We start from the raw sequence: 25,656 nt of genomic DNA, 5'->3' as shown, positions 1-25,656 counted from the left end.
TGATGATCAAGAAAAATGTATTTCGTTAGAAATATATTTTATTTTAAGGTTTTCTAGTAATTCTGTATGGCTAAATTGTTTAAAATGGTCATGGATTATACGTTAATTTTTGAGTCTACATGCTGTTTGTCAAGACTTTTAATATAAAAGGATGGGTTGATTCCCGTTTTTGCCTTAAAGTGCTTAACTAGTGAATAACTGCTCTTATATCCAATTTCTTTGGCAATGGATTGAATAGAAAAAGACCTAAACTTGTTGTCATCTTTTAGTCTTTTTATGACATACTCGATCCTTAGTTCATTGATATAGTCTGTAAAGTTTTTTTCTTTGTGGATGTTTATGATTTTGGATAAATAAGTGGCATTGGTTTTTAACTTTTTTGCCATTGATCGTAGATTGCATTCAGATTTTAGAAAATATTCCTGAATTTCTAATTTTTCCAGACCCTTAATAATTTCCTGAACTTTCTGATCATCAATGATAATTTCTTTGCGCGATTCTTCCTTGTTAATTGCGCCTTGACTTATCGACTCTAAATCATTGATTTCTTGTATTAATTTGTTAAACAAAGTTCTATTAGATCTTTGCCTTTTAAAATACATAAAAACAAAACATATCAATGCCGTTGTGGTAAGCAAAAGAATCCAAAATATTTGATTTTTGGCTTGCTTATCTTTGATTTGATCTGCTCTTATATGTGTTATTTCTTTTTGAAGCTTTTTAGTTTCCCTTTCATGAATGATATCTACAGTTTGATCTTTGTCATTTTGATAAGATTCATTAAGTTTTACGTATGTACTGCGCCATTGATTTGCTTTCTCATACTCTTTTTTTTCATTATAACAATTGGCTAGTAGTAGGTGCGATCGAATTGCGGGGGGTTTAAAAAGATCATTTTTTTCAAACCTATTGATGCTATCCAGTAATATACTAATTGCTAGGTCATAATACCCTTGTTGATAATAACAGCTTGCAATGAAATAGCTAGTGTTTATTAAAGGGAAAGACTTATTCTCTATTTCTTTTTGGGATAGAATGTCTTTGGCTTGAACTAAAAAACTCAGGGATTTATCATATTTTTTTTGGTAATAGTATACCATTCCCTTTTTAATGTATAAGTCTAAAATGGCTTCTTGATATCCCAGTTCTTTGCTTATCTCTAATCCTTTTTCTATATAGTGTAATGTAGAATCATATTGTTCTTGATCTAAATGCACTTCGCTTGCAAGAATAACAATACTGGCGTGCCCCTCTTTTTTATAAAATTTGGTGTGGGGTATCAATTTAAGAGAACGATGTGCAATTTTTAGAGCTTTATCTAATCGATTCATTCTTCTTAGAATAACAATAAGGCCTGAATTGGCAGTTATTTCTAATTCTTTATACTCTGTTAATTCTGCAATATCTAATGCTTTTGTATAAGCAGTTAACGCATTTTTGTTTTTTCCATCTCTTAGATGGATATGACCTTTTCTGGTATATATAACAGATAATAAAGAATCATGACGTATTTCTTTAGCTATTTCTTCTGCTTGATCAAAATATGACATGCTTGCTTCATAATCTTCTTCTCCGTAATATATTGAGGCCTGTTTGATATATGCCAGAACATTTTGAATACCACTGTCCTGAGCACAAAAATTAATAGAGTTGAAGATTAAGACAAATAATGGTACCAGATAATATTTACCAAAGTAGGGTATGTTGCGAGTTGTCATTATGATGGATGTGTGTATTGCCAAATGTAAGTAATACTTTTATTTTTCCAGAATATTTATATCCAACACTCATAACGACTAAAAAAAGGAAAGGGATATTAGGACTTTAAAATGTGGCTCTCTATTATTCTAACCACATTTTAAAGTCCTTTACACGTTCGCGAGCAACAATAACTTCTTGTTCATTGAAATGATTTAATTTAATCTGAAGTCTTGAGTTGGTATACGAGATAATATCTTTAATAGCATTTATATTGATATAGAATTTTCGACTTACCCTAAAGAATTGCTGAGGGTTTAGTTCTTCTTCGAGCGATTCTAAGGTGGTATCAATCAAATAATTTCTATTATCTGTAGTATGAAGATAAGTGCCTTTGTTTTCAGAATAAAAACACTCGATATCCTCTACCGAAAAGATCTTGAGGTGCTGACCCACTTTGGCAGTAAATCGTTTTTTATAAGTGCGATCCATTGGGTTGATCAACAATTTTTTGATATCTTCAAAATCCACTTGCAATTGTTGCATTTTGGGTAACTGTTCTTGATACTTCTTTACAGCAATATCTAACTCTTCATCATCTATTGGTTTTAGCAAATAATCAATACTATTTAATTTAAAAGCTTTAAGAGCATACTCATCATAAGCTGTGGTAAATATTATTGAGCTTTTTATCGTAACTACATCAAAAATCTCGAAAGAAAGCCCGTCACTTAATTGGATATCCAGAAAAATAAGGTCCGGATGCTCATTGTTACTAAACCATTCGATAGATTCCTGCACAGAATGAAGCATGGTGTGTACAGTAATGTTTAAATCTGCTAGCATTCTATTAAGCCGTCTCGCAGCAGGTTTTTCGTCTTCTATAATAATTACGTTCATTTTAAGAGGGATTATTGTTTTAATTCTACTTTTTTACCGGCTTTCCATACTGAGCTAATAGTCTCAATGTTTTTAATATCTTCAATTGGGCTTTTCTCTAACAACAACATATCAGCTATGTATCCTTCCTTAATGTATCCCAATTTACCCAATTCAAAATGGTCTGCCGGATATGAAGTTGCTCCTTTTAGAATATCAATATTTGGTATCTTGGCTTCAGACAATAATACAAGCTCTTTGTATAAATCACTACCATAATTAATATTAGCATTAGGAGGATCTGTACCCGCTAGAATAGGTATTCCTGCTTTATGCAACCGCTGTACTTCAGCCAACAAAAAGGCTTTTTTATCGGCTACTTCTTTCTCAGTTTTTTTCAAAAGGTTTTTTTGAACCAAAATCGTAGTAAGCAATGTAGGAATCACAAAAAAGTTCTTATCTTTTGATAGTTGTTTCAGTTTGTCATCTGTTAATGATTTGTCGTGCCAAATATGTACTAATCCATCGGCATTATTGTTAATCACCTGATAACCGTCTTCTACTTTAGAGACGTGTACCACTACTTTTTTTCCTTTTTTATGTCCTTCATCGATCACGGCTTTTACCGTTTCGTGTGACAAGGTTGGTTTCCAGGGCTCCACGATTATTTTAATATGATCGACATTAGCATTAACACGATCTTCTACAAATTTTATGGCATCCCCAGGTTTCGATAGGGTAGGTACGGGAAAACCATATTGTGTTCCGTGTCCTTCTGGAGCAGTTGCAGCATAACCTGCTACATAAAATCTTGCATAGTTCGTAGAGTCCCTCATAGATTTCATTTTGGTTTGATAAGGCTCGACACCGTGCATATCTAGTAGGTTTAGAACGCCGGCTTTGGCAGCCTGATTTAACGACATGGAGGCCCAGGCGTGCACATGAGCATTGGTCATTCCTGGCATAAGAAATTTACCTGTTCCATCGATCACCTTGTTATTGCTGTTTATTTTTTTTGCAATTTTTTTTATGGTTCCGTCCTGAATGAGTACAGAAACTTCTTTTGTGATTTTTTCTCCGTCAAACAGCGTCACATTCTGGACTATAAAAGATTCTTGCGCATAGGTTAAACCTAAGAAAAACACAAGAAATATATTGAGTATTGATTTCATTTTTTTGATTGATTATAAGTTGTTGTTAACAAAATGAGATTTATGTTACTCCCAAAGTTGCTTTTGATCATTTTCATCTTCTTCCATGTATTTTCTGATTTTTCGTTCTTCCCAGTCTTTGTTAAACATTGGGTTTAATCGATAAGCCTTTACGGCGTGAAAAGCCAAACCTATTCCCCAACCAAATGCGGCCCATAAAAACCAAGGGTAGTGCCATTCATTTTGATAATAATTTATTCCGGCCAAAAACCCTATTACCAAAATGTATGATATCAGATTGTTGTAAAATTTCTTTAACTCTTGTACACGCTCTCTTGCACGCTCATATCTTTTTTGTTCGTCAAAGTTTTTCATAATATTAGTGTTTTAAAATCTCTTTTTTTCTTCTTCTTCTTCTAGTATTTTTTTAATCTTTTTCTTCTCCCATTTTTTATTAAATAAAAATGTCTTTTTGTAAGCCCACAACCAATGAAAAAATAAGCCAATGCCCCATGATACCGGTGTAATAATAGTCCCGAATCTCCACCAGAAAAAGAAATCTTCATCTTTGGTATCTGCATTTATATATACTAAGATCCTATATCTAAAAAACAAGATGGCTATATTTATCAAAATGTAAATCACCAGGTGAATATGAAATCCTTTTTCATCTTCAACCCTTTTTTTGGCTCTTTTATAGTTCTTATTGTGCTTTTCGATGTCTTCCATATGGATGGTATTGCAATTAAAAATCATCTTTATCCATTAATTCTTTGATCTTTTTTTCTTCCCATTTTTTACCAAATGAAGGCGTTTTTCCAAAAACAGATATTCCATGAAATAGAAGTCCTATTCCCCATAAAGCTGGTGTTAGAAGCATGTTCCAACGAAACCAATTATTAAGATCAGGTTCTCCAAAGTCTGCATTGAGAAATAACAACGCAATATTGATAATAATATAAGCTGTGAGATGCGAATAAAACCCTTTTTCTTTTTCTACTCTTTCTTTCGCTCGTTCATAAGCCTTGTTGTTTTTATAATCTTTCATGATAGTTGCTTTTTGATTCTTCCATGTATTTTTTAATCTTCTTTGTTTCCCAGCTTTTACCAAATATTAGATGGTGATCAAAAGCTTCCATGTAATGAAATACTACTCCAATTCCCCAACCAATAGTAGGGAAAATAACCCAGGGTATATCAAAACCAGTAGTATTGTAATTAATGAATACCAGGAATGGAATTACGATACAATAGGAAGTAAGGTTTGCATAAAATTCTTTCATTTTCTTTACTTGCTCTTTGGCACGTTCATATTTTAGACTTTTAGCCATTTCAATACTTTGTATATTTTGTGATATTTCCATATCTGCAAATGTTATTTTTTTGGTTAATATCGGAAGCTTTGCTACGAAAGCTTTTTCTGTTTTGTACACGGCAAATTCTCGTTTTGTAAGAAGAGCGTATCGTTGTTTTACATTTCCTAGCCCAACACCACTGCTTGGTTTTATTACTTCTTTGGGTTGAAGGTTGTTTTCTACAATAAGAAACCCATTATCTTCATAAATTTTAATGTGTAAAGGTCTTTCTGGCATTACTACATTGTGCTTAACGGTATTTTCAAGTAAAATTTGTAATGAAAGCGGTACCACCTTTGCTTCAAGGTTTGATGCCTTTTCGGGGATATCGAATACAATACTGTCTTCAAAGCGTAACTGAACCAATGTCATGTAAGTTCTGGCAAATTTTAGTTCTTCATCTACTGTTACCAGTTCTTTATCTTTTTGTTCTAAAACATACCTATATACTTTGGATAGGGATGTAGTAAACTTTTGAGCCATTTTTGGGTTTTCTTCAATTAATGAGGTCAATACATTAAGGCTATTAAATAAAAAGTGTGGATCCAATTGATTTTTTAGGGCAGCAAACTTGGCAGAAGCTGTTCCGGCGATAATCTTTTGCTCTGTAATTTTTTGCTTTTGTAACTCTTTGTAAAAGTAAAATGCATGAAAAAAGAGTGAAGCTATCATTGTAATAGTGAATCCGGTGAGATAAAAACCCAACGTTTCATCTTGAAGAAATTTATCAAGGGGTTTTCCATAAATACCAACTACTAGTACAACTCTTACTATAGCCAGAGTGATCATTGTTAAAATGATAGAGCCAATAGCCCCAAACCACAATCTTTTTTGTGGTTGTTTTTCCCAGGTATACCATTTGTCTACAAAATCAAAGAAGTATCCATTAACTATCGTTAGGGGGAAGGCGAACATAAAATGGATTAATAAGTTTTCAAGCTCTTTTTGCCATATTATTGGTTTTCCTATTTTGAATAGTAAAAAAGCTAACTCAATAACTATTGCAATAACAAAGCTAATTCGCACTATTTTTAAGATACTTCCTTTTATGAAATTTTGATGGCTCATTTTACTACAGTCTTCTATTTACAATTTTGTTGGATTCTCTCTACCTGATCCAATCCCCATTTAGGATAAAATGGAATGTCACGTTTGGTTTCGTTTTCAAAGTACAAGATAGCTTTTTCTATTTCAGGACAAAAGGCTTTTGGGTCTTTACCCCAGAATTTTGCACCACCCATTTTCCATTCGGCATGATACAACATGGCTCTAGGATTTTTAGGTTCTAAAGCCTTTGCTTTTTGATAAAGCTCTTCAACTTTTGCAGAGTGTGTCATACCATATACTGAAGGATTGTATACCACATAAGCAGTATTAAGCATAGCTTCCATAATTAGAATTTCTGCATTGTCTTTTGAGAAAGTTTTGGCTTCATTTAAGAAATCCTGAGCTTTTTTTAAACGTGTCTCGATTTCTGTTGCATCTTTAAGCCCAAAAGTAGTTATTATATGAACTTGCCCCGCATAATAAAATGGCAACCAATTCTCTTTTTCTGCTCTTGCTATTCGCTCGAATAGGTTAATTGCTTCATCAGGTTTTTTGTCCCCCCATAACTCAAATGCTTTTTTCATTCCTTTTTCGTAGCTAGTTTGTGAGTTTACTGCTACTGCTGTTATCAGGGTTAGTATCATAGCTAAAGTCTTCATAGTTGTTTTTGTTTTATGTTTATGATGTAAAGATCAATAGGAGCGAGGTGTAATTATAGTTTTTATGGCCGAGTTGTTATTTTTTATAGATGAAATGTTATCTGCTGTTATAGTTTTATGTTTTGCACTACAATTTCGCTTTCAACATTGAACTTTGCACCTTCCCATTTTGGAGGGCCAAATTGTCCTTTGGCATTATTACTTACTCCATATGGCTCGGTTGGAATTCTTAAAAATGTATTTAATTTTTCGTTTTCATCCTCGTCATGATATAATGAAATGGCATATTCGCCTGGCATAATATCTTCGAAAGTAACAGTTACTCCACTTTTATTTGCCTTCACTTTAATAGATTTATATGTTTTCCGTAAGAAATTATCTTTCCCTTTATAGAGTCCAACCGATATATTGCCTTTGTTTGATTTTATATTGGTTACATGAACCTCTATAGATGGATTGTTTTCTTGAGCAAAGCCAGGTGTCGAAAAAGCTAAAAATAACGTTGTTAATACAAGAAGTGTAGTTTTCATAATTGTTTGATTTTATAAGTTATCTAATTGATTATCGGTTTTGTTGTCACTTATGGTCCAGAAGAAACCTAGAATAAAAAATTGATCTGCATTAGGTCGAATTGCCCGTCTTGCAAAATCCCCGTTTATATCGGGAGTACTTGCATATTGATAATTGAATACATTATTAAAATCAAGTACGTTTGAAACTGAGAAATACAAGATTTTTTGTTGACTAATCAAATAAGCCCAACTAAAGTTTAAGGAGTTAAATGTTCTGGTTTTTTGATTTTGAAAAACACCAGTATTAGGGTCGTTATATGGTCTTCCTGAAGCAAAATTATAGGTAGTGCTTAATAAGGATTTCCAATCACCAATCCAGTATTTGGTGACTAATGATAAGTTGTGAGTTGCAGCAAAGTTTGGAGTAGCGCTGTTGGGATAATTTCTATAATTTCTCTCTGTATCCAGATAAGAATAACTAGCCCAATATTCAAGATTTTTGATAGACTTGTTGTCTCTCCAGAAAAGATCAATACCGGTGGCATAACCGTCTCCGTTATTATTAAAATTGCTGTCAAATTGAGGGCGTTCAGTATCAAATTTTATTAAGTTATCATATGTTTTATAATAGCCTTCTGCTCTAAAAGTTCTTCCGTTTTTTTGATATAAGTAATTAAGTATATAATGAGAAGATTTTTCGGGTTCTAATGTTGTATTAAATTTTAATACTTCATTTTGAGCTGCTTGATAGAAATCTCCATAGGCCAATGAAATTTGAGATGTAGCTGAAGTTTTATAAGCCAAAGAAGCTCTTGGTGATATTTTGGAGTACTCTAATAAAGTGTTATGAACACCTCTTCCGCCTATTTGCATCGCTAGTTTTTTACTAAAGAAAATATTGGCTTCGGTAAAAAGAGCTGTACTGTTATTATCATGTTTTGTTCTGAAAGTATCAAAGTCTGGGCCTTGGGCTTTTTCAGAGAAAGAATTTATAAATTGTTCTGCTCCAAAATTAAGTTTAAATCGATTGCTGAAGCGCTTTCTCAGTTTAACTTTAAGATGAAAATTGTTTTCATCGTCTGTTACATCGGTGTTTATAATTTTTACATCATTATAATCATTTGCAAAGCTTGCTCCTGCGGTAATATCCCAGTCGTTTCCAAGGTTACCTTTGTAAGAAGTATTAAGGTACAGGTTTCGATTTTTTAGCCCAAAATTGATTCCTTCTGCAACATCGATGTCTTCTTGTATAAGATCGAAGTTGGCATAATTGAGTCCACCATATACTTTTAAAAGTCCGTCACCTAGTTTATGGCGATATACGGCTTCTCCAGATAGGGATTCATATGGTTTTAACCACTCTACTCGTTGTTCTATAATATCTTGATACGGTTTTAGGTTTACATAAAAAGCATTTACACTTAGGGAGCTGTTTTTCCACTTTTGTGTATTCCCTCCGCCTAGTCCCACATTGATAAATTGAAAGTCTGTTTTTTCTTGATCAGGTTCATCAATGGTATTAAGAAGCAATACGCTCGATAGTGCATCTCCAAACTCTGCAGAATACCCACCTGTTGAAAAATTTGTTCCTTTGAAAAGGAAGGAAGAAAAACGACCACGAGTAGGGATGTTATTAGTGGTTGCCAAAAAAGGTTGAAAAACTTGTAAACCATCAATATAAATATTGGTTTCATTGGCGTCACCTCCGCGAACAAAAAGTCGGCCGTCTTCAGAAACATTTGATGTTCCTGGCAAAGTTTGTAGGGCAGCAATATAATCTCCTGCAGACCCTGCTGTTGTAACAATATCCAGGGGAGTTAATACAGAGGCTTTGCTATTATCACCTGCAGAAAAAGATCCTGCATTAAGCACAACACTGCCTAGGGAGTTTACATCTTCTTTTAATTTGATGTTTAAATCCTTCATCTCTTTGATTTCGGCAGTTAGATAATATGTTTCAAAGGATAAAAAGGATACGATTAAGGTTTGTTGATCAGTTTCTGAAGAAGTAAAAGAAAAACTTCCATCTTCATCAGAGGAGCTACCATCGTAAGTTCCGTCAAGATAAACATTGGCTCCAATAATGGGTATACCTTTGGTGTCTGTAACCTGGCCGCTAATGATGATTTGTGCATTAGAGATAAATGAAATAAGTAAAAAAGAAATGGTTAGTATTAGTTTCATTTTGTGGTACTATTTTGATTGATGATTCAAAAGTCTATGAAGATTGGTGAAATTGAAATTGAAAATTTCTCAATTGTCAGAATAGGGTGATGAATTGTATGATTAGAGTAATTATTCTTTTAACTAATTTTTTAGTTAAAAGAATATGAATTACTTTTGAGTCATCACATTCATCAATCAAATCATGAGAAAAATAGGATTACTAGTTATTGCGCTATTCTCGCTAGGCGCGAATGGGCAAGAGTTTACAGTGTTTTATAAAGAAGTTAGAAAAGCTAATTACCATAGTCTTAGATCCAGTGAATGGGAAGCAGAGCATAACGGAGGGAAAGAAATTAGTGATCTCATAAAAGATAAAGCCAAAACACATGAAAAGGAACTTCTTATGTATGAATATACAAGTATTCTGAGAGTAGATAGTTATAAATCTATTCATTATCCTCTAAATGAAATAGTAAATGATACTATCAATAACTCTATTGAATATGGTGAGAATGGACATACTTTTATAAGTAGAGAAGTATCTCAGAAAAGTTATACTGTCACCTATATGGATTTGGATTCAAGAACAAAAGTTAGTACTGATCGATACTCGGGGAAAGATTATTTGATTTCTGAAAAACTAGAGGAGCTGGACTGGAAAATTACAAATGAAAAAAAAACCATTGGTAGGTATACATGTAGAAAAGCAATTTTCGTGCATCTGCATGATGATTCTGATTTATATGCAAATGATCATGAACATATTGATATTATAGAAGTTTGGTTTACCGAAGATATAAAATCCAGCCATGGCCCTTTGGGATACTGGGGATTGCCAGGCCTTATTCTTGAAATTAAAGCAGGATCTAACTACATACTATTTGATAAAATAGTATATGACTTGGGAGATTTTAAGATAAAGCCACCAATGCAAGGTAAAAAGATTTCTAGAGAAGGTTTTAAAAACCTTCCTATTTTAGAATTTATGGAGAATTAAGAACTTTCAAACTCTTTCTATCGAACCATTATCATTTTTAAAGGGTCTTACTATTAATCTGGCAGCCTTATCATAGTTGATATAGTTATAGGTCCAATTAAAAAAAGTAACAAATCTATTTCTGAAACCTACCAGAAACCATAAGTGAATAAACATCCAGATAAACCAGGCAAAAAAGCCGCCAAATCTAAACTTACCTATATCGACAACCGCTTTATTGCGTCCTATAGTCGCCATAGAGCCTTTATCAAAATATTCAAAAGGAATCATAGTTTTACCCTTAAAATACCTTTTTAAATTTTTGGCCAAATGTGTTCCTTGCTGTATAGCTGGTTGGGCAACCATTGGATGACCTTTGGGATATTTTTTTGTTTCCATAACAGAGATATCACCAATGGCAAAAACATTTTCATACCCGTTTATTTGATTAAATTGGTTTACTTTATATCGGTTTGCCCTAGGAATCAAAGATTCTGCCTTAATACCTGCAATAGGCGAACCGGTAACACCAGCAGACCAAATAAATGTAGCAGTTTTTAATGTAAGATCGGTATTTGTGTTGACCACATTGTTTTGATAGTTGGTTACTTGAGTGTTTAAATGTATATGTACACCAAGTTTTTCTAAAAATTTGGCTGCTTTTTTGGAAGCATTTTCACTCATAGGAGGTAAAACACGTGAAGCGCCTTCTATCAAATGAATCTCCATATCACTAAAATCCATATCTGGATAGTCTTTTGGTAATACATTTAACTTTAATTCGGCAATACCACCAGCGAGCTCAACTCCGGTGGGTCCGGCCCCCGCGAGTACAAAGCTTAGTAATTCTTTTCTTTTTTCGGTATCGGTCGTAATTACAGCTTGTTCCAGGTTTTCAAGCATAAGGCTACGAAGATTTAATGCTTGCGGTAAGTTTTTCATACGCATTGCATTATTTTCGATAGCGGTGTTTCCAAAAAAATTAGTTTTTGCACCTGTGGCGATTACCAAATAATCATAAGAGATGGTACCAATGTTAGTATGTACTTTTTGACTTTCAGGGTCAATAGCCTCTACTTCGGTCATCCTAAAGTAAGTATTTTTACCCCTTTTGATAATTTTTCGAAGAGGATATGCTATTGAATCAGGTTCCAGAGATGATGTAGATACTTGATAAAGAAGAGGTTGAAAAGTATGATAGTTATGACGGTCCAATAATACCAGCTGTACATCTTCTTTTACCATTTTTCTGGCAAGTGCAACTCCGGCAAAACCACCACCTATAATTACCAATCTTGGTAAATTAGAGAAAGGTATATTCATAGTCCATTACAATTGTTTTACAAAGGTAAAATCTAAAAACTATTTGGCCTATAGAATATGAGTTTTTGTGATAAAATTGATATAAAATTAATTTTGTTTGTAACAGATTGGTATCGGTTACTACTTATAAGATGTAACTATCAAAAGTGAATAAAGAATTAGAACATAGTTTTGTAACTAACCTTGAGCAAAATCAGAACATTGTGCACAAGGTTTGTAGAATATATACGAATGATCCTGACTCGCACAATGATTTGTTTCAGGAAATTACAATTCAACTCTGGAAGGCGTACCCCAAATTTAGGGGAGATGCAAAGTTTAGCACCTGGATGTATCGGGTAGCACTAAATACGGCTATTACTTTGTATAGAAGGTCTAAGAGAAGTTTAAATACTACCGATATAGAATCGATAGATTTTAAGATAAAAGCCGAAGAATATGATGATGAGGTAGAGCAACAGTTGAAACTTATGTATGCAGCCGTAAAGCAGTTAAACGATATTGAAAAAGCTTTGGTTTTTTTATATCTAGAAGATAAATCTTATAAAGAAATTGCCGAAACCATGGGTATTAGCGAAGTAAACGCCAGGGTGAAGATGAATCGTGTAAAGACAAAATTGAAAAAAATATTAAATCCTTAACCCCATATGGACGAATTAGAATTATTAAAGCAAGGCTGGAAGAGGCAAGAAGATGTGCTTCCAAAATTATCATATAAAGAGATTTATCAAATGATTTTAAAAAAGTCATCTTCGATAGTGAAATGGATTTTTGTTATTAGTATCATCGAGTTTTTGCTATGGGCTTCTTTGGATATTATCTTTAGGGTAACAGGGGTGCATGCTGAAGTAGAAAAAGAATCTATGGGGACCTTTTCTTTGATTGCTTCAATATTATCCTATGTGATCTTGATCTATTTTATAATTAGGTTTTATTTAAACTATAAAAAAATACAGTCAACCGATTCTACAAAAGTGCTTATGGAAAACATCATAAGAACAAGAAGGACGGTAAAACAATATATTTGGATAAACATTAGTTTCTTTGCTACTTTAATGTTTGGGACTACACTATATATGGTTTTCTTTACAGAGGAATTCCAGAAAAACGGAGGAGGTGAAACTCCTATTTGGTTAATCATTGTGGTTACATTGATAACTATAGGTGTGTTTGTTGGTATAATAGCACTTTTCTACAGGTTAATCTATGGGATTTTGACCCGAAGACTGAAAAGAAATTATAAGGAATTAGAAAAGTTGGAAATATAAATCACTTATTCTCATTAAAAGCAGAAGGTAATAACTGAGGGATAAACTTGACCAAAAGAGGTAGTAACAAGCTACCTCCAGGAAGGATAAAAATAGCTAGAGAAGGTATAGTTTTACAAATATCCAAAAGTTGTTGCTTAACTTGCTTTTTTTCTTCTTTAGATAAATCTCTGATTGTAGATTGTCCCAACAATATCATTAAATCTTTACTTTCTGAAATTTCTTTAATTAAACGCTTTTTATTTCTTAAAATCAATACACTTACGGTTCTAGAGGTTTGTTGATAAAAATGTAGAGCAGGATGGGAATAATTAAAATAAGAAATATGTTCTTTATGCTTATTTATAAAATCCTGAACTAAATTGACTGATTCATGGACAACGCTCTCTGGGATTTCTAATTCTGCTCCAAGTGCAGACATGAAAGTTTGTTCTCTCTTATCCAGTTTTTTATCATTCCAAACGGCCATACTGGTTAGATCAAGTATATATCTTTTTTCTATTTCATCGGTATATGGATCCAATTCTATGTAATCAAAACTTGCGTCTTCCTCGTTTGAGATGTCGGTATACCTAACCGATGATGCAAAAAGTTTAACCAATAATTCGTCGTGGTCGTCTTGTTCTTCTTTAGACTTAAGCGCCAAAAAAACTGTATTAGTAAGGGTTTCTTCTAACTTGGCTGCATACTCAAAAGGATTTTTATCGTGGATCAAAAAATAATCAAAAGCCAATACATCTATAAATAGCAATGCATTTGTTAGTAGATGACTAAAATTCTTTTTAAAAATAGATTCATTTGTTTGTATTCGAGTATGAATTATCTTTTCGAGTTTTTCACTGTTGTTAGAAGGAAGAACATTTATGAAAGAAAAAAATGACTTTTTAGTATCTAGAAAATTATAAAATTGAACTAATGCCTTTATACAGTCCTCCTCATTAGCATTTTCAATAGTGTCGTAGTAGGTTACTTTTAACGCAGTAAACAAATTGATTTTTGTCTTTTCTTCTTCAGAATATACAATATCTGACTTGTTAGAGATTAAAGTCTCCATAGAAGTACCATAAATGAATCCTGTTTTTCTAAGATTAGAATATAGTTCATCAATAGACCATTTCGAGATTTGTTGGTCATAATCTGGGTCTTTCAAAAACTTTTCTATCCAACCTGAAGTTGAAGGATTCATTTGTTAAGGTTTAATACAAAGTTAAATTTTATTTTTTTTAAATTATTTATCTCTTGTTATCAAATTATAAAACAAAAAAGAGGTTGTATAACAACCTCTCTTATTTTATTGTGTCTTAATGATTACTGAATAATAGCCCCACAGCTTATTCTGCTTCCGGCTGCTCCAGATGGCTGGGATTTAAAATCATCAACACCTTGGTGAACTATGATGGCCTTACCAACAATATTCTTTTTAGGGTCATCACAATCGATACACCAGTCGTTGGTAGCAAACGTGATGTTTCCATTACCATTGACATCTGCTTTAAAATTACCAATATCTCCTTTGTGGTATCCTTCTTTGGCACCCCATTTCCCATGAGGTTCCATAGTTGGGTTCCAGTGACCGCCAGTTGATTTTCCATCGGGTGAAGAGCAATCGGCTTTTTCATGAATATGTATGGCATGTTCTCCTTCACTTAAACCTGTTAAATTGGCCACCATGGTTACCATACCATCAGACTCGGTAAAAACAATTTTTCCATGTGCTTTGCTGTCACTTTTTGGCTCGAGAGCGATTTCTAAAGTCTTGGTTTCTTGTTCTTCTTTTTTCTCAACTTTAACAGTTTCGGTAGTATTCTCCTGATCTTTTTTCCCTTTACAGCTAAAAATAGTTATAGATAAAAAAGTTAATACTATCAATTGTAGCGTTTTCATAGTTTTGTGATTTGTTGTAATTCATTTCCTAAGATAATGTAGTTTTCTTTTATAGCAAAGAATTTATTTGGGAAACGCAGAGTTGTTGTAAAGATTACTCGTTTTAGAAGTTGTTTTATGAAACAAATAGCACGAATATAGATTACAGTTTTTTGATTAATTCACGATTGTCTCGTATTCCTCTTTTTAGATTTTCAGTAATTATAAGTGCTTTGTCGATTCTGGTTTGTGAATTTTTAATTTTCAGAATATAATAGATTAGGCTACGTTTTTTCCCATCGGTAAGGTTTTCAAAAATCTTAAAAGCTTCCAGATCGCTTAATAAAACAGCTTCGAATTCTTCTGGCATTTCGACACCATATTTCGAAGTATCCTCGGATAACTCAACTTTGAAGTAATCGTTGGGAAATATCCCCAGTTTTTTTTGATTTACTTTGTTAAAGGTTATATGATACCTGCCAAGGTATTTTTGCAAAGCCGCATGAAAGACTACCGAGGTGTCTTGAAAAGAAATTTTAACAACTACACGCTTCTGGCCTTTGTCAAGAAATATTTTTACCACATTATCGGGCACTTCAATACTGTGATTAGATTGTAGTGAAGTTTCAAAATTTATACTATTCATTTGAATAAAGTTTTTTCAAAAAAACACTTTGGTTTTTACAGAACAATTTACGAATATCTTGTTTAGGTTTTAAGGAATTTTGTTAATCAAATTGAAAATTTTTGTTGATAATGAATAATATTTTTGATAAAAATGACTAAAAATTTTTGACACTTTTACCGTAATCACATAGTGGTATTTGTATTCTTTTTGATTTTCAAGTGTTTGGCTTTTTTGTAGACTAGTTTTTGTTACATGTAGTGTTTACAACGGTTAAGTTAATGTTAATTAACAAAAATTATACATTTAACTAATAAGATGAAAAAAATATAATATAAATGTTAATTTATGATAATTAAATATGGATTTATAGGTTTTTATTATAAATCCTTTTGTTTTTGTTAATTTTGCAATACACAAACTCAAATACTTATTTTTATGAAAAATGTCTACTCGTTTGCCCTTTTATTATTTCTCACAGGGCAAACAATTTTAGCTCAGGACATGACTTCAATTGTCCAAAATCACTTTAGCGACGCGCTAACAACTTCTTCGAAATCATCAACAACGCTTAATGATTTTACAGAGTGGAGGATAACCGATCAAGTTCCTTCTCTTAAAGCAGGAATTATGCATGTATATGTAAAACAATACTATAAGGGTATTCCTGTCGAAGATGGAACTTATAAATTAACGGTACAAAACAATAAAGTGACTTATGAGCTGGATCAATTTGTAAAAGAACTAAATGCAAAAGCTACGTTAACAAAGGCTACAACCACTCCCGAGAATGCTATAGGAGCAGTAATTGATGCTCATAGGTTGTCAAAAGCTGCAAATCTTTCGCGCACGGTAAGTAAATCATCTCAGGGGAATAATGTTTTTGTTTATAAGAATTCTGGGATTGCGCTTTCGGATCAACCTATTGAAGCAAAACAAGTGTATATTTTACATGAAAAAGAGCTTCGATTAACCTGGAATGTTAGTTTGTATGAAAAGGGTGGTCAAAATTGGTGGAACGCTTATGTTGACGCTTCAACTAACAAAATTTTAAGAGAGCATAACTGGGTGATCAAATGTAGTTTTGATGCACCAGAGGGGCATGGATCTCATAATCATGAGTCTGTTCTTTTTGATAGCAACATCATTGGGCCAATGACAAAAGCAGAAGCGATGGCACCACTTGCACCAGATTCGTATAATGTGTATCCAATGCCAATAGAGAGTCCAATTCACGGTAATAGATCTATTGTGACCAATCCAGCAACTTCGGCATCGCCATTTGGATGGCACGATACTAATGGAAGTCCGGGAGCTGAATATACGATTACTCGTGGTAATAATGTTTGGGCACAAGACGATAGTAATGGTAATAACGGAACAGGATTTGCCCCTGATGGAGGAGCAAGTTTAGATTTCGATTTTCCTGTAGATTTAAGCCAACAACCAAGTGCTTATAGAAGTGCATCTGTTGCCAATTTATTTTATTGGAACAATATTATACATGACGTTTTTTATGAGTATGGTTTTAACGAAGCAAGCGGAAACTTCCAGGAAAATAACTATGGGAATGGTGGAGCAGGAAGCGATTCTGTAAATGCAGATGCTCAAGATGGAAGCGGAACCAATAATGCAAATTTCTCGACTCCTGGCGATGGAGGTAATCCGAGAATGCAAATGTTTTTATGGAACAGAACAAATCCAGGTAGAGACGGATCCTTTGATAACGTAATCATTGTACATGAGTACGGACATGGTATTTCTATTAGATTAGTAGGAGGGCCCTCTTCAAATACACTTGGAGGGTCAGAGCAAATGGGAGAAGGTTGGTCTGATTATTTTGGATTAATGTTAACCATGAAAGCAGGTGATGTAGGAACCGATGGTAGAGGTGTAGGGGCCTATGTTCTTGGTCAAGGAACTAATGGCGCAGGAATCAGACCTACTCGATACTCTACAGACAGATCTATAAATGATACCGATTATGCAGATATAGGTGGACTTGCCAGACCACATGGTGTAGGTTATGCATTTGCGACAATACTTTGGGATATGACCTGGTTGTTAATCGATCAAGAAGGTTTTGATCCTGATTTTTATAATGGTACCGGTGGGAATAATATTGCTATGGCTTTGGTTGTTGAAGGACTTAAAAATACTGCCAATAACCCTGGATTCGTTTCTGGTCGAGATGGAATTCTTCAAGCAGATCAGGACCTATATGGTGGACAGTATAGTTGTTTAATCTGGAAAGCATTTGCCGAAAGAGGGGTAGGAGAAGGTGCGAATGAAAACAATAACGGAGGTTCTAATGGTCAGACAGACCAGACCGTTTCATTTACGAATCCATGTGACGGAGGCCCTGGTCCAGGACCTGGAACAGGAGAGTGTACGGGAGATGTTACCTCATTCCCATTCAGTGAAAGCTTTGAAACTAATCTAGGAGAATGGTCTCAGGAAACTTCTGGAGATGATTTGGATTGGACAAGAGATTCTGGAGGAACTCCTTCAAATGGTACAGGACCAAGTAGTGGAGCAGATGGTAATTTCTATCTTTATGTTGAAGCCTCAGGAAACGGTACCGGGTACCCTAATAAAAGAGCAATTCTAAATTCTCCTTGTTTGAATTTCAGTAGCCTTACAGAGCCAAACCTTTCTTTCCAATATCATATGCTTGGAAGCGCAATTAATAGTTTAACGGTTGAAGCTAGAACAAACAATGATGGTGCCTGGACAAGTGTTTTCAATAAAACAGGAGCGCAGGGAAGTAACTGGAATGCTGCAGATGTAGATCTTTCGGCTTATGCAGGAGAAGCTAGCGTACAGTTAAGATTTAATGTGGTAACTGGTAGTGGCTCACAAGGGTGGCAAAGTGATATAGCAATCGATGCGGTAAGTATCCAAAATGGATCTACAGGTCCAGGTCCAGATCCTACTTGTGATGCTATAAACTTCAATGATTTCACTATTACTTCATTCTCTAATCAGGATGCAGCCGGAAACTTCTCTATTGGAAGTAGTGGGGCAGCGCTTACATTAACCAATAATACTTGGAAATACATTGTTCTTAATTATAATGTAACAGCCAATACTGTTGTAGAGTTTGATTTCAACAGTTCATCACAAGGAGAGATCCATGCTGTTGGATTCGAAAATGATAATACACTTACATCATCCAGATATTTCAAAGTTCATGGTACGCAAAATTATGGAGTTACCAACTATGATAATTATTCTGGCGGGACTACAAAATATGTGATTCCCGTAGGTAATTTCTATACTGGGTCTATGGATCGATTGGTATTTATTAATGACAATGATGCAGGTTCTGGTAACAACTCTACTTTTTCTAATGTGAAAATCTATGAGGGATCTTGTGGAGGAACCGCAGCACTAGTTGCAGATTTTGGTCAGACAACCGCAATTCTTGGAACTGAGGGTGAAGGAGCACTCTCATCGATTGAAATGTGGCCTAATCCGGCAAAAGATAGTTTTGTGCTTAGTATTGGTAAAACAACCGCTAAAAATGCGACTGCTACAATCTATACTTTGTTAGGAAGTGAGAAATCTAAGATTCAATTAAACCCAGGGAGCAATACGATATCTGCAAAGAGTTTATCGTTACGTTCGGGCATCTATTTAATTAAGATTGAAATGGATGGAGAAGAATCTGTGACACAAAAATTAATAATACAATAGATTATTGTGAGTAGTGCATAGAAGTATGCACAAAGAATCTAGAGCAATCAGACGCCAGTAAATAGTTTGATTATTAATATAATTGATTTGTTGAGAATTTCTAGATTTAAAAGGCCGTTATATGACGGCCTTTTTCTTTTATGATTTTTTAGATCCATTTAATTTAAAACCGTAAAACGTTTCTAACCTTTACTGTAAATGGCTTCAGAGTAAAGTATAGATGTTTCTTGATGAGTAATAATACTATGAGTGGGGTAAGACCATGTGGAATTCTATAGAGTGTTTCATGTAAATTTTGATGAATGGAATTCAGTGGAAATTCTAAGTGAAAATTGGAAACAATCCTCGCTAGGGCAGTAAGTAAACCCCAAAAGATGGCATACCACAAAGCATATATAGCGGTCTTCGGTATAAAAATTAACACTGCCAAGACAAAATCTAGAATTCCGGCGATGTATAAAAAAGTAATAGCTGTTGGTTCTGAAAATCCAAAGATTTGTATAACCATATCTACAAACTTACCGGGAACAGGGTAAAAACCAAAGGCATATAAACCATGAGAAAAAAATGTAACAGCAATTAATATCTTCAAGATTAAAATATGTTTTTTTTCGTCAAAATCCTTGTGCTGATATAATAAGACAAAAGGTAGTCCAAATTGAATGCTGTGTTCAAAAAACTGGGCTACATGATAGAACTTTTCTTTGGTTAAAAGAGTTGTTAAAATCAAAAGAGAAATTCCCCCAAGGAATATGGGAATACGCGTCCATCTTTTGTTATTCTTTGTAAGACTTAAAGAACAAATACTTGCAATTACATAGAGGATTCCATTTGCACGAATACTATTCTGAATAAAACTATCAGTTTGATTGCTAGTAACATATTCTGTCCAAGAAATAGTAAAAAATCCTTCAATTAAGGGCTTAAGCAAAGCTTCATCCCAAAAAAAAGATCGATAAGGAGCATCCCAGAATAAATGTTGCCAGGCTCGACCAATAAAAATTAAGAAAACAGAGATTTTTAGGAGTAATAAGGTTTTAGAGTTTTTCATGGTACAAAGTAAAACGTATTAATGATACTATTATTTGAATTTATTATTATGCTTTGAATAGTCTTTAGATTTTTTATTGAGGTTTAAGGGTAAGAATTGTTTTTAAAATAGGTTTTTAAATATATAAAGAATAAAAAGGCAAAATTTTAATAGGGGAGACCTTGATATTATTCGTCTTTATAAGTAGATAAAATAAATGATGTTAATCAAAGTTATTGTATTAGATTAATTTTTCTATAAGCTTTAGTTACCAATTTTAATTCTCGGTTAAAACTTTGAATTAGAAAAATTTTATCGTAGTCAGTGAATTATTTTGCAGTAGTAAACAACATTTTCACTTCAACGTGATTGATGTATTTGGAGTGAATATTAAGATTAAATGAACTTAAAGTAGATTAACTTAATATAAATACTAACTTTTAATTCACACAAGATGAAAAAAATCCTTTTGTTGTTAATTTCTTTGTTAACAATTAATTCGTATGCGTCAAATGGTAAATACCGTTTGACCTTACGAGATGACCCCGCGACCTCAATCGTAATTGGTTGGGATCAAACCTCAGGAACTACCCCTGTTGTTCATTATGGAACTACAGATTTTGGAACTAATTATAGCGATTATCCAAATTCGAAATCTCCAGATAGAACTATTTATTACAAAGGAATGGATAATAATTTTGCTCGTCTTACTGGATTAACCCCAAATACGGCGTATTACTTTGTAATAAGAGATAGCCAAGGTACTAGCGAACGTTTTTGGTTTAAAACAGCTCCGGCAGATAACAGCAGATTGTCCTTTATTGCTGGTGGAGATTCTCGAAACAATCGAACACCCAGACAGAATGCAAATCGTTTAGTTGCAAAACTAAAACCCCACGCAGTTTTATTTGGTGGTGACATGACTAATGGCGACAGTAATGGTGAATGGAGAGATTGGTTTAATGATTGGCAATTAACGATTGCCAGTGATAACAGAATGTTTCCTATAGTTGCTACCCGGGGAAATCATGAGGATAGTAATAACAGTATTTACAATCTTTTCGATGTGCCTTCGCCAAACGTTTATTATGCCATCACTTTTGGAGATAATTTGGTAAGAACGTATACCTTAAATACTGAGATTTCTATTTCTGGAAATCAAACTACCTGGTTGCAAAATGATCTCAATGCCAACCCCAATGCTATCTGGAAAATGGCACAATATCATAAGCCAATGCGTCCACATGTTTCCTCAAAATCAGAGGGAAATAATCAATATAATAATTGGGCTCAGTTATTCTATGATAAGAACGTAAAACTAGTTATAGAATGCGATGCACATACCGTAAAAACTACGTGGCCCGTTCGTCCTTCAACCGAATCGGGAAGTGACGAAGGTTTTGTAAGAGATGACCAAAACGGAACAGTGTATGCCGGTGAAGGATGTTGGGGTGCCCCATTAAGGTCTAATAATGATAATAAGAGTTGGACACGTAATTCTGCACGTTTTAACCAGTTCAAATGGATTTTTGTAGACGAAAATAAAATTGAGACACGTACCGTTAAAGTAGATAATGCGTCGCAAGTAGGATCGGTATCCAATGATAACCCTTTCACCATACCTAATAATCTTGATATTTGGAGTCCGTCGAATGGAAGTGTAGTTACCATTAATAAAGGAACTGTCGTTGACCCTGATCCTGATAACGGGAGTATCGATGTCGCCATTACTTCTGGAAGTGATGATGTTGAAGAAAAACAAAATGGTTCTTTATATACAAATAGCAGCGATCTTGAAATGGTATATGATAGTTACAATGGAAATGGATATCAGAAAATAGGTTTACGATTTAGGTCAATTCAATTACCCAAAAATGTAACAATTACCAGTGCGTATTTGCAGTTTACCGCAGATGAAAGTAATAGTACTGCTACCGAATTAGAAATTTCATTGCATAATAGTGCCAATTCCCCTGCATTTTCATCTTCTAATAATGTATCAGACCGAAATACTTTTTCTAATATAGTGATGTGGCAACCTGCTTCATGGTCGAGTAATCAAAGTGGTAATGCACAACGTACACCGGATCTTAAAGCTATGGTACAGAGCCTTGTAAATATGAGCGGATGGACCCCTGGAAACAATGTAAGCTTTTTAATCAAAGGTAAAGGTACTAGTCTGAATAATACATCTGCCAAAAGAGTAGCCGATTCTTATGAAGGAGGTGAGGGTAAAGCGGCAAGACTAATTGTAAATTATACAACTGGATCGGTACCTGATATTTGTGCAAGTATAGCCCCTTGGCAAAGTGGAGTTTCTTATGCTGTGGGAGATAAGGTTACCTATCAAGGTAATTTATTCGAGCGTGCGGCATCAGGATGGGATTTTATTGGAGCTTGTGGATCTACTCGTATTACTAAAGGAGATAAGAGAATTAAATACCCCCCGCTAGATGAAACAATTAAAGACGGCTTTGAAATTCATCCTAACCCCTTTACAGCAGATATTATTATTTCATCTTTACCATTTAGAAAAGGGGAATCGTACAATGTGAGTATATATAATCTTTCTGGCCAGGAAGTATATAAAGGAAACATTGATTCTGAAACTAAAGTGATTAATCCGGGTATTGAGCGTTCAGGTGTTTATTTGCTATCTATTAAGGATGGAAATAACAATGTATTAAAAACAGAACGATTAATTAGGGAATAAGAAATTACCCGGTATACTAGAAAAGATAAACTGCTGATTCACTAAAGGGTCAGCAGCTTTTTCTTTTTACTTATCAGACCAAATTGCCAATTCATTTCCCGAAGGGTCCAAAAAATGAAATCTGCGGCCACCGGGAAATGAAAAAATTTCTTTTGAAATCTTTCCTCCAGTTTTTAGAACGTGATTTTGAATGTCTTCAAGGTTTTCATGATATAGAACCACCAAGACTCCATTTACTATAGGATCTTCCGTTTTTTCAAAACCTCCTTCAAGACCACTTTCTGAAAAAGCAGTATAAGTTGGCCCATAATCGGTAAAACTCCAACCAAATGTTTGGTTATAAAACCTCTTTATAGCTTCCAGATCATTAGCTTTAAACTCTACATAGTTGATTTGTGTATTCTTCATTATGTTTACATTATTAGAAGGTATAGATTATATGTATTTCTATTTTATAATTTTTTGAAAACATTTACTGGTTTTTATTCCAGTGTATTGCCCATAATTATCAATTAATAGATATCCATTTTTCTCATATAAAGCAATTGCTTCTGGTTGTTTGATACCGGTTTCTAAAATACATTTTTTGTATGATAGTTCGGTTGCCCATTTTTCTAATTCGGTAAGAATTTTTGAAGCAATTCCCTTTCCACGACTTTGGACAGAGGTATACATTCGTTTTATTTCCATGGTATTTTTGTCATATTCCTTGATCGCACCGCACCCCACGGCCAAATTTTTATGGTATACCACCACTACATACTTAATATTATCAATACCATTAAATTGATTGTAAAATGAATGATCATCTCCGTCTCGTATGGCCAAATCGGCATCCAATTGTTTTACTAATTCAACAAAGTCTTTATTCATAGAATTAGTTCGTATTAGTTTCATAATTGTTCTTCTTTAGAGTGATTTTTCCATTGTGATCTGGTACAGGCTTATTTTATGAAACGAATTTATAATAGATTCTTTAATTTCTAATCCATTTTTTCTAAATAATAGACAGTGTTTTAATTTATAGTATAATAAATGTTTATGATATATGTAAAATAATTAAATAATAATTTATATATAATTCTTCTCATCTTTGTGTTCGAAACATTAAAACCAAACTTAGATGAGTACAAAGGTATTGACTAGACAACTGTCGAGAAAAAAACTTGACAAGCCGGTAAAAGTAGCAGTAGCGCATGGAGATGGTATTGGACCAGAAATCATGAAAGCTACTTTACGAATCTTGGATGCGGCTGGAGCGAATATAGAACCAGAGTTTATAGAATTGGGTGAAAAGGTATATTTGTCTGGAAATACTTCAGGTATAAATTCTAGGGGTTGGGAAGCTATTAATAATAGTAAAGTTATCTTTAAAGCCCCAATTACCACACCGCAAGGAAAGGGATACAAAAGTTTAAATGTCACTCTGAGAAAATCACTGGGATTATTTGCAAACGTAAGACCAGTTACAGCTTTGTATCCTTACGTCCCTACTAATTTTCCTAATATGAATCTTGTAATTATTAGGGAAAATGAAGAAGACCTATACGCGGGTATAGAGCACCGACAAACGCAGGATGTATATCAATGCTTAAAACTTATAACCCGACCAGGTTGTGAGCGTATTGTTCGTTATGCTTTTGAGTACGCTAAAGCATTTGGAAGAAAGAAAGTCACGTGCATGGTAAAGGATAACATCATGAAACTAACGGATGGATTGTTTCATCAAGTTTTTAATGAAATAGCGTTAGAGTATCCGGAAATTAGAAATGATACGCAAATTATAGATATAGGTTCTGCAAAATTGGCCGCTAGCCCCGAAAATTATGATGTCATTGTAACGCCAAATCTTTATGGAGATATCATTTCGGATATTGCAGCAGAAATTGGTGGTTCGGTTGGCATGTGTGGTTCTGCAAATATCGGAAAAAATGTTGCTATGTTTGAAGCTATTCACGGTTCTGCACAAGATATTGAAGGAAAGGGAATAGCTAATCCGTCGGGGCTTATAAATGCTGCTGTATCCATGCTGGCTCATATCGGACAGTCTGAAATAGGAGATAAGATTAAAAATGCATGGTTCACGACCTTAGAACAAGGCTATCATACCGAAGACATTTATCAGGAAGGAAGAAGTATTGAAAAAGTAGGAACTCAAAGATTTGCAGATAAGGTTATTGAAAACTTGGGACAAATTCCAAAAAGTATAACCAAGAGTATCCTTGCAAATGGAAATGGAAAAATTAAAATACCAGAGTATATCCGTAAAAGACAACAAAAAGAATTGGTAGGAGTAGATGTATTTTTAGATTGGCAAGGCAATGATCCTAATGAACTAGGAGATGCCCTGTCAAAACTAAATGTTTACAAACTGAAATTGAAAATGATAACCAATCGGGGGGTTAAAGTTTATCCCAAAGGATTAAAAGAAACGTTTTGTACAGATCATTGGCGATGTCGATTTGTTGGGGTAGATGCCAAAATAAATAGTGTAGAGCCCCGATATGCCGGTATAGATTTTGAACAGGTTGTCGCCTTACTATCTACTTTGTTTAACTTGGGATGTGACATAATAAAAACTGAGAACTTATACGAATTTGATGGAAAACGTGATTTTTCATTAGGACAGGGCGAATAAGAAAAAGTTTAATCTAAAACTATAATATCATGAAAAAGAAAAAATTAAAAAGAT

The 25,656-nt window shown here is 33.9% G+C and carries 23 protein-coding genes; 6 read left to right on the top strand and 17 right to left on the bottom strand.

Translation table 11 applies throughout. The features are described 5' to 3' along the window. Window positions 1-95 precede the first annotated feature (95 nt). The 10 genes from U6A24_RS12270 to U6A24_RS12225 form a co-directional block, all read right to left on the bottom strand. On the bottom strand, window positions 96-1,718 hold the full coding sequence (locus U6A24_RS12270) for a helix-turn-helix domain-containing protein (RefSeq protein WP_324180268.1): 1,623 nt from the start codon (window positions 1,716-1,718) through the stop codon (window positions 96-98). 124 nt (window positions 1,719-1,842) lie between these two features. Then, the gene (locus U6A24_RS12265) at window positions 1,843-2,598 is read right to left on the bottom strand and encodes a LytR/AlgR family response regulator transcription factor (RefSeq protein WP_324180267.1); all 756 of its coding nucleotides are present in this window, start codon (window positions 2,596-2,598) and stop codon (window positions 1,843-1,845) included. 11 nt (window positions 2,599-2,609) lie between these two features. Further along, the gene (locus U6A24_RS12260) at window positions 2,610-3,749 is read right to left on the bottom strand and encodes an amidohydrolase family protein (protein WP_324180266.1); all 1,140 of its coding nucleotides are present in this window, start codon (window positions 3,747-3,749) and stop codon (window positions 2,610-2,612) included. Window positions 3,750-3,794: 45 nt separating this feature from the next. Beyond that, window positions 3,795-4,103 carry a 2TM domain-containing protein gene (locus tag U6A24_RS12255; protein ID WP_324180265.1) on the bottom strand — a complete coding sequence of 103 codons (309 nt, stop codon included), beginning with the start codon at window positions 4,101-4,103 and terminating at the stop codon, window positions 3,795-3,797. Between the two features lie 12 nt (window positions 4,104-4,115). Further along, window positions 4,116-4,484, bottom strand: a complete 369-nt coding sequence (locus U6A24_RS12250) for a 2TM domain-containing protein (protein WP_324180264.1) — start codon at window positions 4,482-4,484, stop codon at window positions 4,116-4,118. Further along, window positions 4,474-4,776, bottom strand: coding sequence for a 2TM domain-containing protein (locus tag U6A24_RS12245; RefSeq protein ID WP_324180263.1), 303 nt, complete (start codon window positions 4,774-4,776; stop codon window positions 4,474-4,476). The genes U6A24_RS12250 and U6A24_RS12245 overlap by 11 nt, the downstream gene beginning before the upstream one ends. Further along, a complete protein-coding gene (locus U6A24_RS12240) occupies window positions 4,763-6,151 on the bottom strand; it encodes a 2TM domain-containing protein (RefSeq protein WP_324180262.1) in 1,389 nt (462 codons plus the stop codon). The genes U6A24_RS12245 and U6A24_RS12240 overlap by 14 nt, the downstream gene beginning before the upstream one ends. Window positions 6,152-6,165: 14 nt before the next feature. Next, window positions 6,166-6,789 carry a hypothetical protein gene (locus U6A24_RS12235; protein ID WP_324180261.1) on the bottom strand — a complete coding sequence of 208 codons (624 nt, stop codon included), beginning with the start codon at window positions 6,787-6,789 and terminating at the stop codon, window positions 6,166-6,168. Between the two features lie 107 nt (window positions 6,790-6,896). Next, window positions 6,897-7,319, bottom strand: coding sequence for a DUF2141 domain-containing protein (locus U6A24_RS12230; protein WP_324180260.1), 423 nt, complete (start codon window positions 7,317-7,319; stop codon window positions 6,897-6,899). Between the two features lie 12 nt (window positions 7,320-7,331). Continuing rightward, window positions 7,332-9,485: a TonB-dependent receptor gene (locus U6A24_RS12225; RefSeq protein WP_324180259.1), complete on the bottom strand. Its 2,154-nt coding sequence runs from the start codon at window positions 9,483-9,485 to the stop codon at window positions 7,332-7,334. A 184-nt stretch (window positions 9,486-9,669) separates the two neighbouring features. Between U6A24_RS12225 and U6A24_RS12220 the strand changes: the two genes are divergently transcribed. Continuing rightward, entirely contained in the window at window positions 9,670-10,464 is a 795-nt protein-coding gene (locus U6A24_RS12220) for a GLPGLI family protein (RefSeq protein WP_324180258.1), read from the top strand. Between the two features lie 6 nt (window positions 10,465-10,470). Here the strand turns inward: U6A24_RS12220 and U6A24_RS12215 are convergent, their stop codons facing one another. Then, window positions 10,471-11,766 (bottom strand): NAD(P)/FAD-dependent oxidoreductase, encoded by a 1,296-nt coding sequence (locus U6A24_RS12215; RefSeq protein ID WP_324180257.1) that lies wholly within the window; start codon window positions 11,764-11,766, stop codon window positions 10,471-10,473. 146 nt (window positions 11,767-11,912) lie between these two features. Here U6A24_RS12215 and U6A24_RS12210 point away from each other — a divergent pair, with 146 nt between their 5' ends. Both U6A24_RS12210 and U6A24_RS12205 read left to right on the top strand, forming a co-directional pair. Next, window positions 11,913-12,407, top strand: a complete 495-nt coding sequence (locus U6A24_RS12210) for an RNA polymerase sigma factor (protein WP_324180256.1) — start codon at window positions 11,913-11,915, stop codon at window positions 12,405-12,407. 6 nt (window positions 12,408-12,413) lie between these two features. Beyond that, window positions 12,414-13,034, top strand: coding sequence for a hypothetical protein (locus tag U6A24_RS12205; RefSeq protein ID WP_324180255.1), 621 nt, complete (start codon window positions 12,414-12,416; stop codon window positions 13,032-13,034). A gap of 1 nt (window position 13,035) precedes the next feature. On the opposite strand, the gene U6A24_RS12200 is transcribed toward U6A24_RS12205, so the two are convergent. The 3 genes from U6A24_RS12200 to U6A24_RS12190 all read right to left on the bottom strand — a co-directional run bounded on the left by U6A24_RS12200 (window position 13,036) and on the right by U6A24_RS12190 (window position 15,543). Continuing rightward, window positions 13,036-14,220 (bottom strand): LETM1-related biofilm-associated protein, encoded by a 1,185-nt coding sequence (locus U6A24_RS12200; protein WP_324180254.1) that lies wholly within the window; start codon window positions 14,218-14,220, stop codon window positions 13,036-13,038. Window positions 14,221-14,342: 122 nt separating this feature from the next. Further along, the gene (locus U6A24_RS12195; protein ID WP_324180253.1) at window positions 14,343-14,918 is read right to left on the bottom strand and encodes a superoxide dismutase family protein; all 576 of its coding nucleotides are present in this window, start codon (window positions 14,916-14,918) and stop codon (window positions 14,343-14,345) included. A gap of 142 nt (window positions 14,919-15,060) precedes the next feature. Then, window positions 15,061-15,543 (bottom strand): YdeI/OmpD-associated family protein, encoded by a 483-nt coding sequence (locus tag U6A24_RS12190; protein ID WP_324180252.1) that lies wholly within the window; start codon window positions 15,541-15,543, stop codon window positions 15,061-15,063. 417 nt (window positions 15,544-15,960) lie between these two features. Between U6A24_RS12190 and U6A24_RS12185 the strand changes: the two genes are divergently transcribed. Beyond that, complete coding sequence (locus U6A24_RS12185) at window positions 15,961-19,221, top strand: M36 family metallopeptidase (protein WP_324180251.1); 3,261 nt, start codon at window positions 15,961-15,963, stop codon at window positions 19,219-19,221. Window positions 19,222-19,384: 163 nt separating this feature from the next. Here U6A24_RS12185 and U6A24_RS12180 read toward each other — a convergent pair whose 3' ends face one another. Further along, on the bottom strand, window positions 19,385-20,272 hold the full coding sequence (locus U6A24_RS12180; protein ID WP_324180250.1) for a DoxX-like family protein: 888 nt from the start codon (window positions 20,270-20,272) through the stop codon (window positions 19,385-19,387). A gap of 433 nt (window positions 20,273-20,705) precedes the next feature. Between U6A24_RS12180 and U6A24_RS12175 the strand changes: the two genes are divergently transcribed. Continuing rightward, window positions 20,706-22,964 (top strand): fibronectin type III domain-containing protein, encoded by a 2,259-nt coding sequence (locus tag U6A24_RS12175; RefSeq protein WP_324180249.1) that lies wholly within the window; start codon window positions 20,706-20,708, stop codon window positions 22,962-22,964. A 66-nt stretch (window positions 22,965-23,030) separates the two neighbouring features. Here the strand turns inward: U6A24_RS12175 and U6A24_RS12170 are convergent, their stop codons facing one another. Beyond that, window positions 23,031-23,372 (bottom strand): VOC family protein, encoded by a 342-nt coding sequence (locus U6A24_RS12170; RefSeq protein ID WP_324180248.1) that lies wholly within the window; start codon window positions 23,370-23,372, stop codon window positions 23,031-23,033. A gap of 39 nt (window positions 23,373-23,411) precedes the next feature. Further along, a complete protein-coding gene (locus tag U6A24_RS12165) occupies window positions 23,412-23,861 on the bottom strand; it encodes a GNAT family N-acetyltransferase (protein ID WP_324180247.1) in 450 nt (149 codons plus the stop codon). A gap of 226 nt (window positions 23,862-24,087) precedes the next feature. On the opposite strand from U6A24_RS12165, the gene U6A24_RS12160 reads away from it, so the two are divergent. Continuing rightward, window positions 24,088-25,602 (top strand): NADP-dependent isocitrate dehydrogenase, encoded by a 1,515-nt coding sequence (locus U6A24_RS12160; RefSeq protein ID WP_324180246.1) that lies wholly within the window; start codon window positions 24,088-24,090, stop codon window positions 25,600-25,602. Window positions 25,603-25,656: the final 54 nt, after the last annotated feature.

Source organism: Aquimarina gracilis (genome assembly GCF_035285365.1).
GTDB lineage: Bacteria > Bacteroidota > Bacteroidia > Flavobacteriales > Flavobacteriaceae > Aquimarina > Aquimarina gracilis.
Note: the sequence above shows the minus strand (reverse complement) of the source record. Positions and strands in the feature narration are given on the sequence as shown.

Bases quoted from the DNA above. Each gene is read 5' to 3' on its own strand.
- U6A24_RS12265 (WP_324180267.1), bottom strand. From the start codon at position 2,598: ATGAACGTAATTATTATAGAAGACGAAAAACCTGCTGCGAGACGGCTT.
- U6A24_RS12245 (WP_324180263.1), bottom strand. From the start codon at position 4,776: ATGAAAGATTATAAAAACAACAAGGCTTATGAACGAGCGAAAGAAAGA.
- U6A24_RS12170 (WP_324180248.1), bottom strand. From the start codon at position 23,372: ATGAAGAATACACAAATCAACTATGTAGAGTTTAAAGCTAATGATCTG.
- U6A24_RS12230 (WP_324180260.1), bottom strand. From the start codon at position 7,319: ATGAAAACTACACTTCTTGTATTAACAACGTTATTTTTAGCTTTTTCG.
- U6A24_RS12185 (WP_324180251.1), top strand. From the start codon at position 15,961: ATGAAAAATGTCTACTCGTTTGCCCTTTTATTATTTCTCACAGGGCAA.
- U6A24_RS12165 (WP_324180247.1), bottom strand. From the start codon at position 23,861: ATGAAACTAATACGAACTAATTCTATGAATAAAGACTTTGTTGAATTA.
- U6A24_RS12250 (WP_324180264.1), bottom strand. From the start codon at position 4,484: ATGATTTTTAATTGCAATACCATCCATATGGAAGACATCGAAAAGCAC.
- U6A24_RS12205 (WP_324180255.1), top strand. From the start codon at position 12,414: ATGGACGAATTAGAATTATTAAAGCAAGGCTGGAAGAGGCAAGAAGAT.
- U6A24_RS12215 (WP_324180257.1), bottom strand. From the start codon at position 11,766: ATGAATATACCTTTCTCTAATTTACCAAGATTGGTAATTATAGGTGGT.
- U6A24_RS12160 (WP_324180246.1), top strand. From the start codon at position 24,088: ATGAGTACAAAGGTATTGACTAGACAACTGTCGAGAAAAAAACTTGAC.
- U6A24_RS12225 (WP_324180259.1), bottom strand. From the start codon at position 9,485: ATGAAACTAATACTAACCATTTCTTTTTTACTTATTTCATTTATCTCT.
- U6A24_RS12195 (WP_324180253.1), bottom strand. From the start codon at position 14,918: ATGAAAACGCTACAATTGATAGTATTAACTTTTTTATCTATAACTATT.
- U6A24_RS12235 (WP_324180261.1), bottom strand. From the start codon at position 6,789: ATGAAGACTTTAGCTATGATACTAACCCTGATAACAGCAGTAGCAGTA.
- U6A24_RS12270 (WP_324180268.1), bottom strand. From the start codon at position 1,718: ATGACAACTCGCAACATACCCTACTTTGGTAAATATTATCTGGTACCA.
- U6A24_RS12260 (WP_324180266.1), bottom strand. From the start codon at position 3,749: ATGAAATCAATACTCAATATATTTCTTGTGTTTTTCTTAGGTTTAACC.
- U6A24_RS12180 (WP_324180250.1), bottom strand. From the start codon at position 20,272: ATGAAAAACTCTAAAACCTTATTACTCCTAAAAATCTCTGTTTTCTTA.
- U6A24_RS12220 (WP_324180258.1), top strand. From the start codon at position 9,670: ATGAGAAAAATAGGATTACTAGTTATTGCGCTATTCTCGCTAGGCGCG.
- U6A24_RS12190 (WP_324180252.1), bottom strand. From the start codon at position 15,543: ATGAATAGTATAAATTTTGAAACTTCACTACAATCTAATCACAGTATT.
- U6A24_RS12200 (WP_324180254.1), bottom strand. From the start codon at position 14,220: ATGAATCCTTCAACTTCAGGTTGGATAGAAAAGTTTTTGAAAGACCCA.
- U6A24_RS12255 (WP_324180265.1), bottom strand. From the start codon at position 4,103: ATGAAAAACTTTGACGAACAAAAAAGATATGAGCGTGCAAGAGAGCGT.
- U6A24_RS12175 (WP_324180249.1), top strand. From the start codon at position 20,706: ATGAAAAAAATCCTTTTGTTGTTAATTTCTTTGTTAACAATTAATTCG.
- U6A24_RS12240 (WP_324180262.1), bottom strand. From the start codon at position 6,151: ATGAGCCATCAAAATTTCATAAAAGGAAGTATCTTAAAAATAGTGCGA.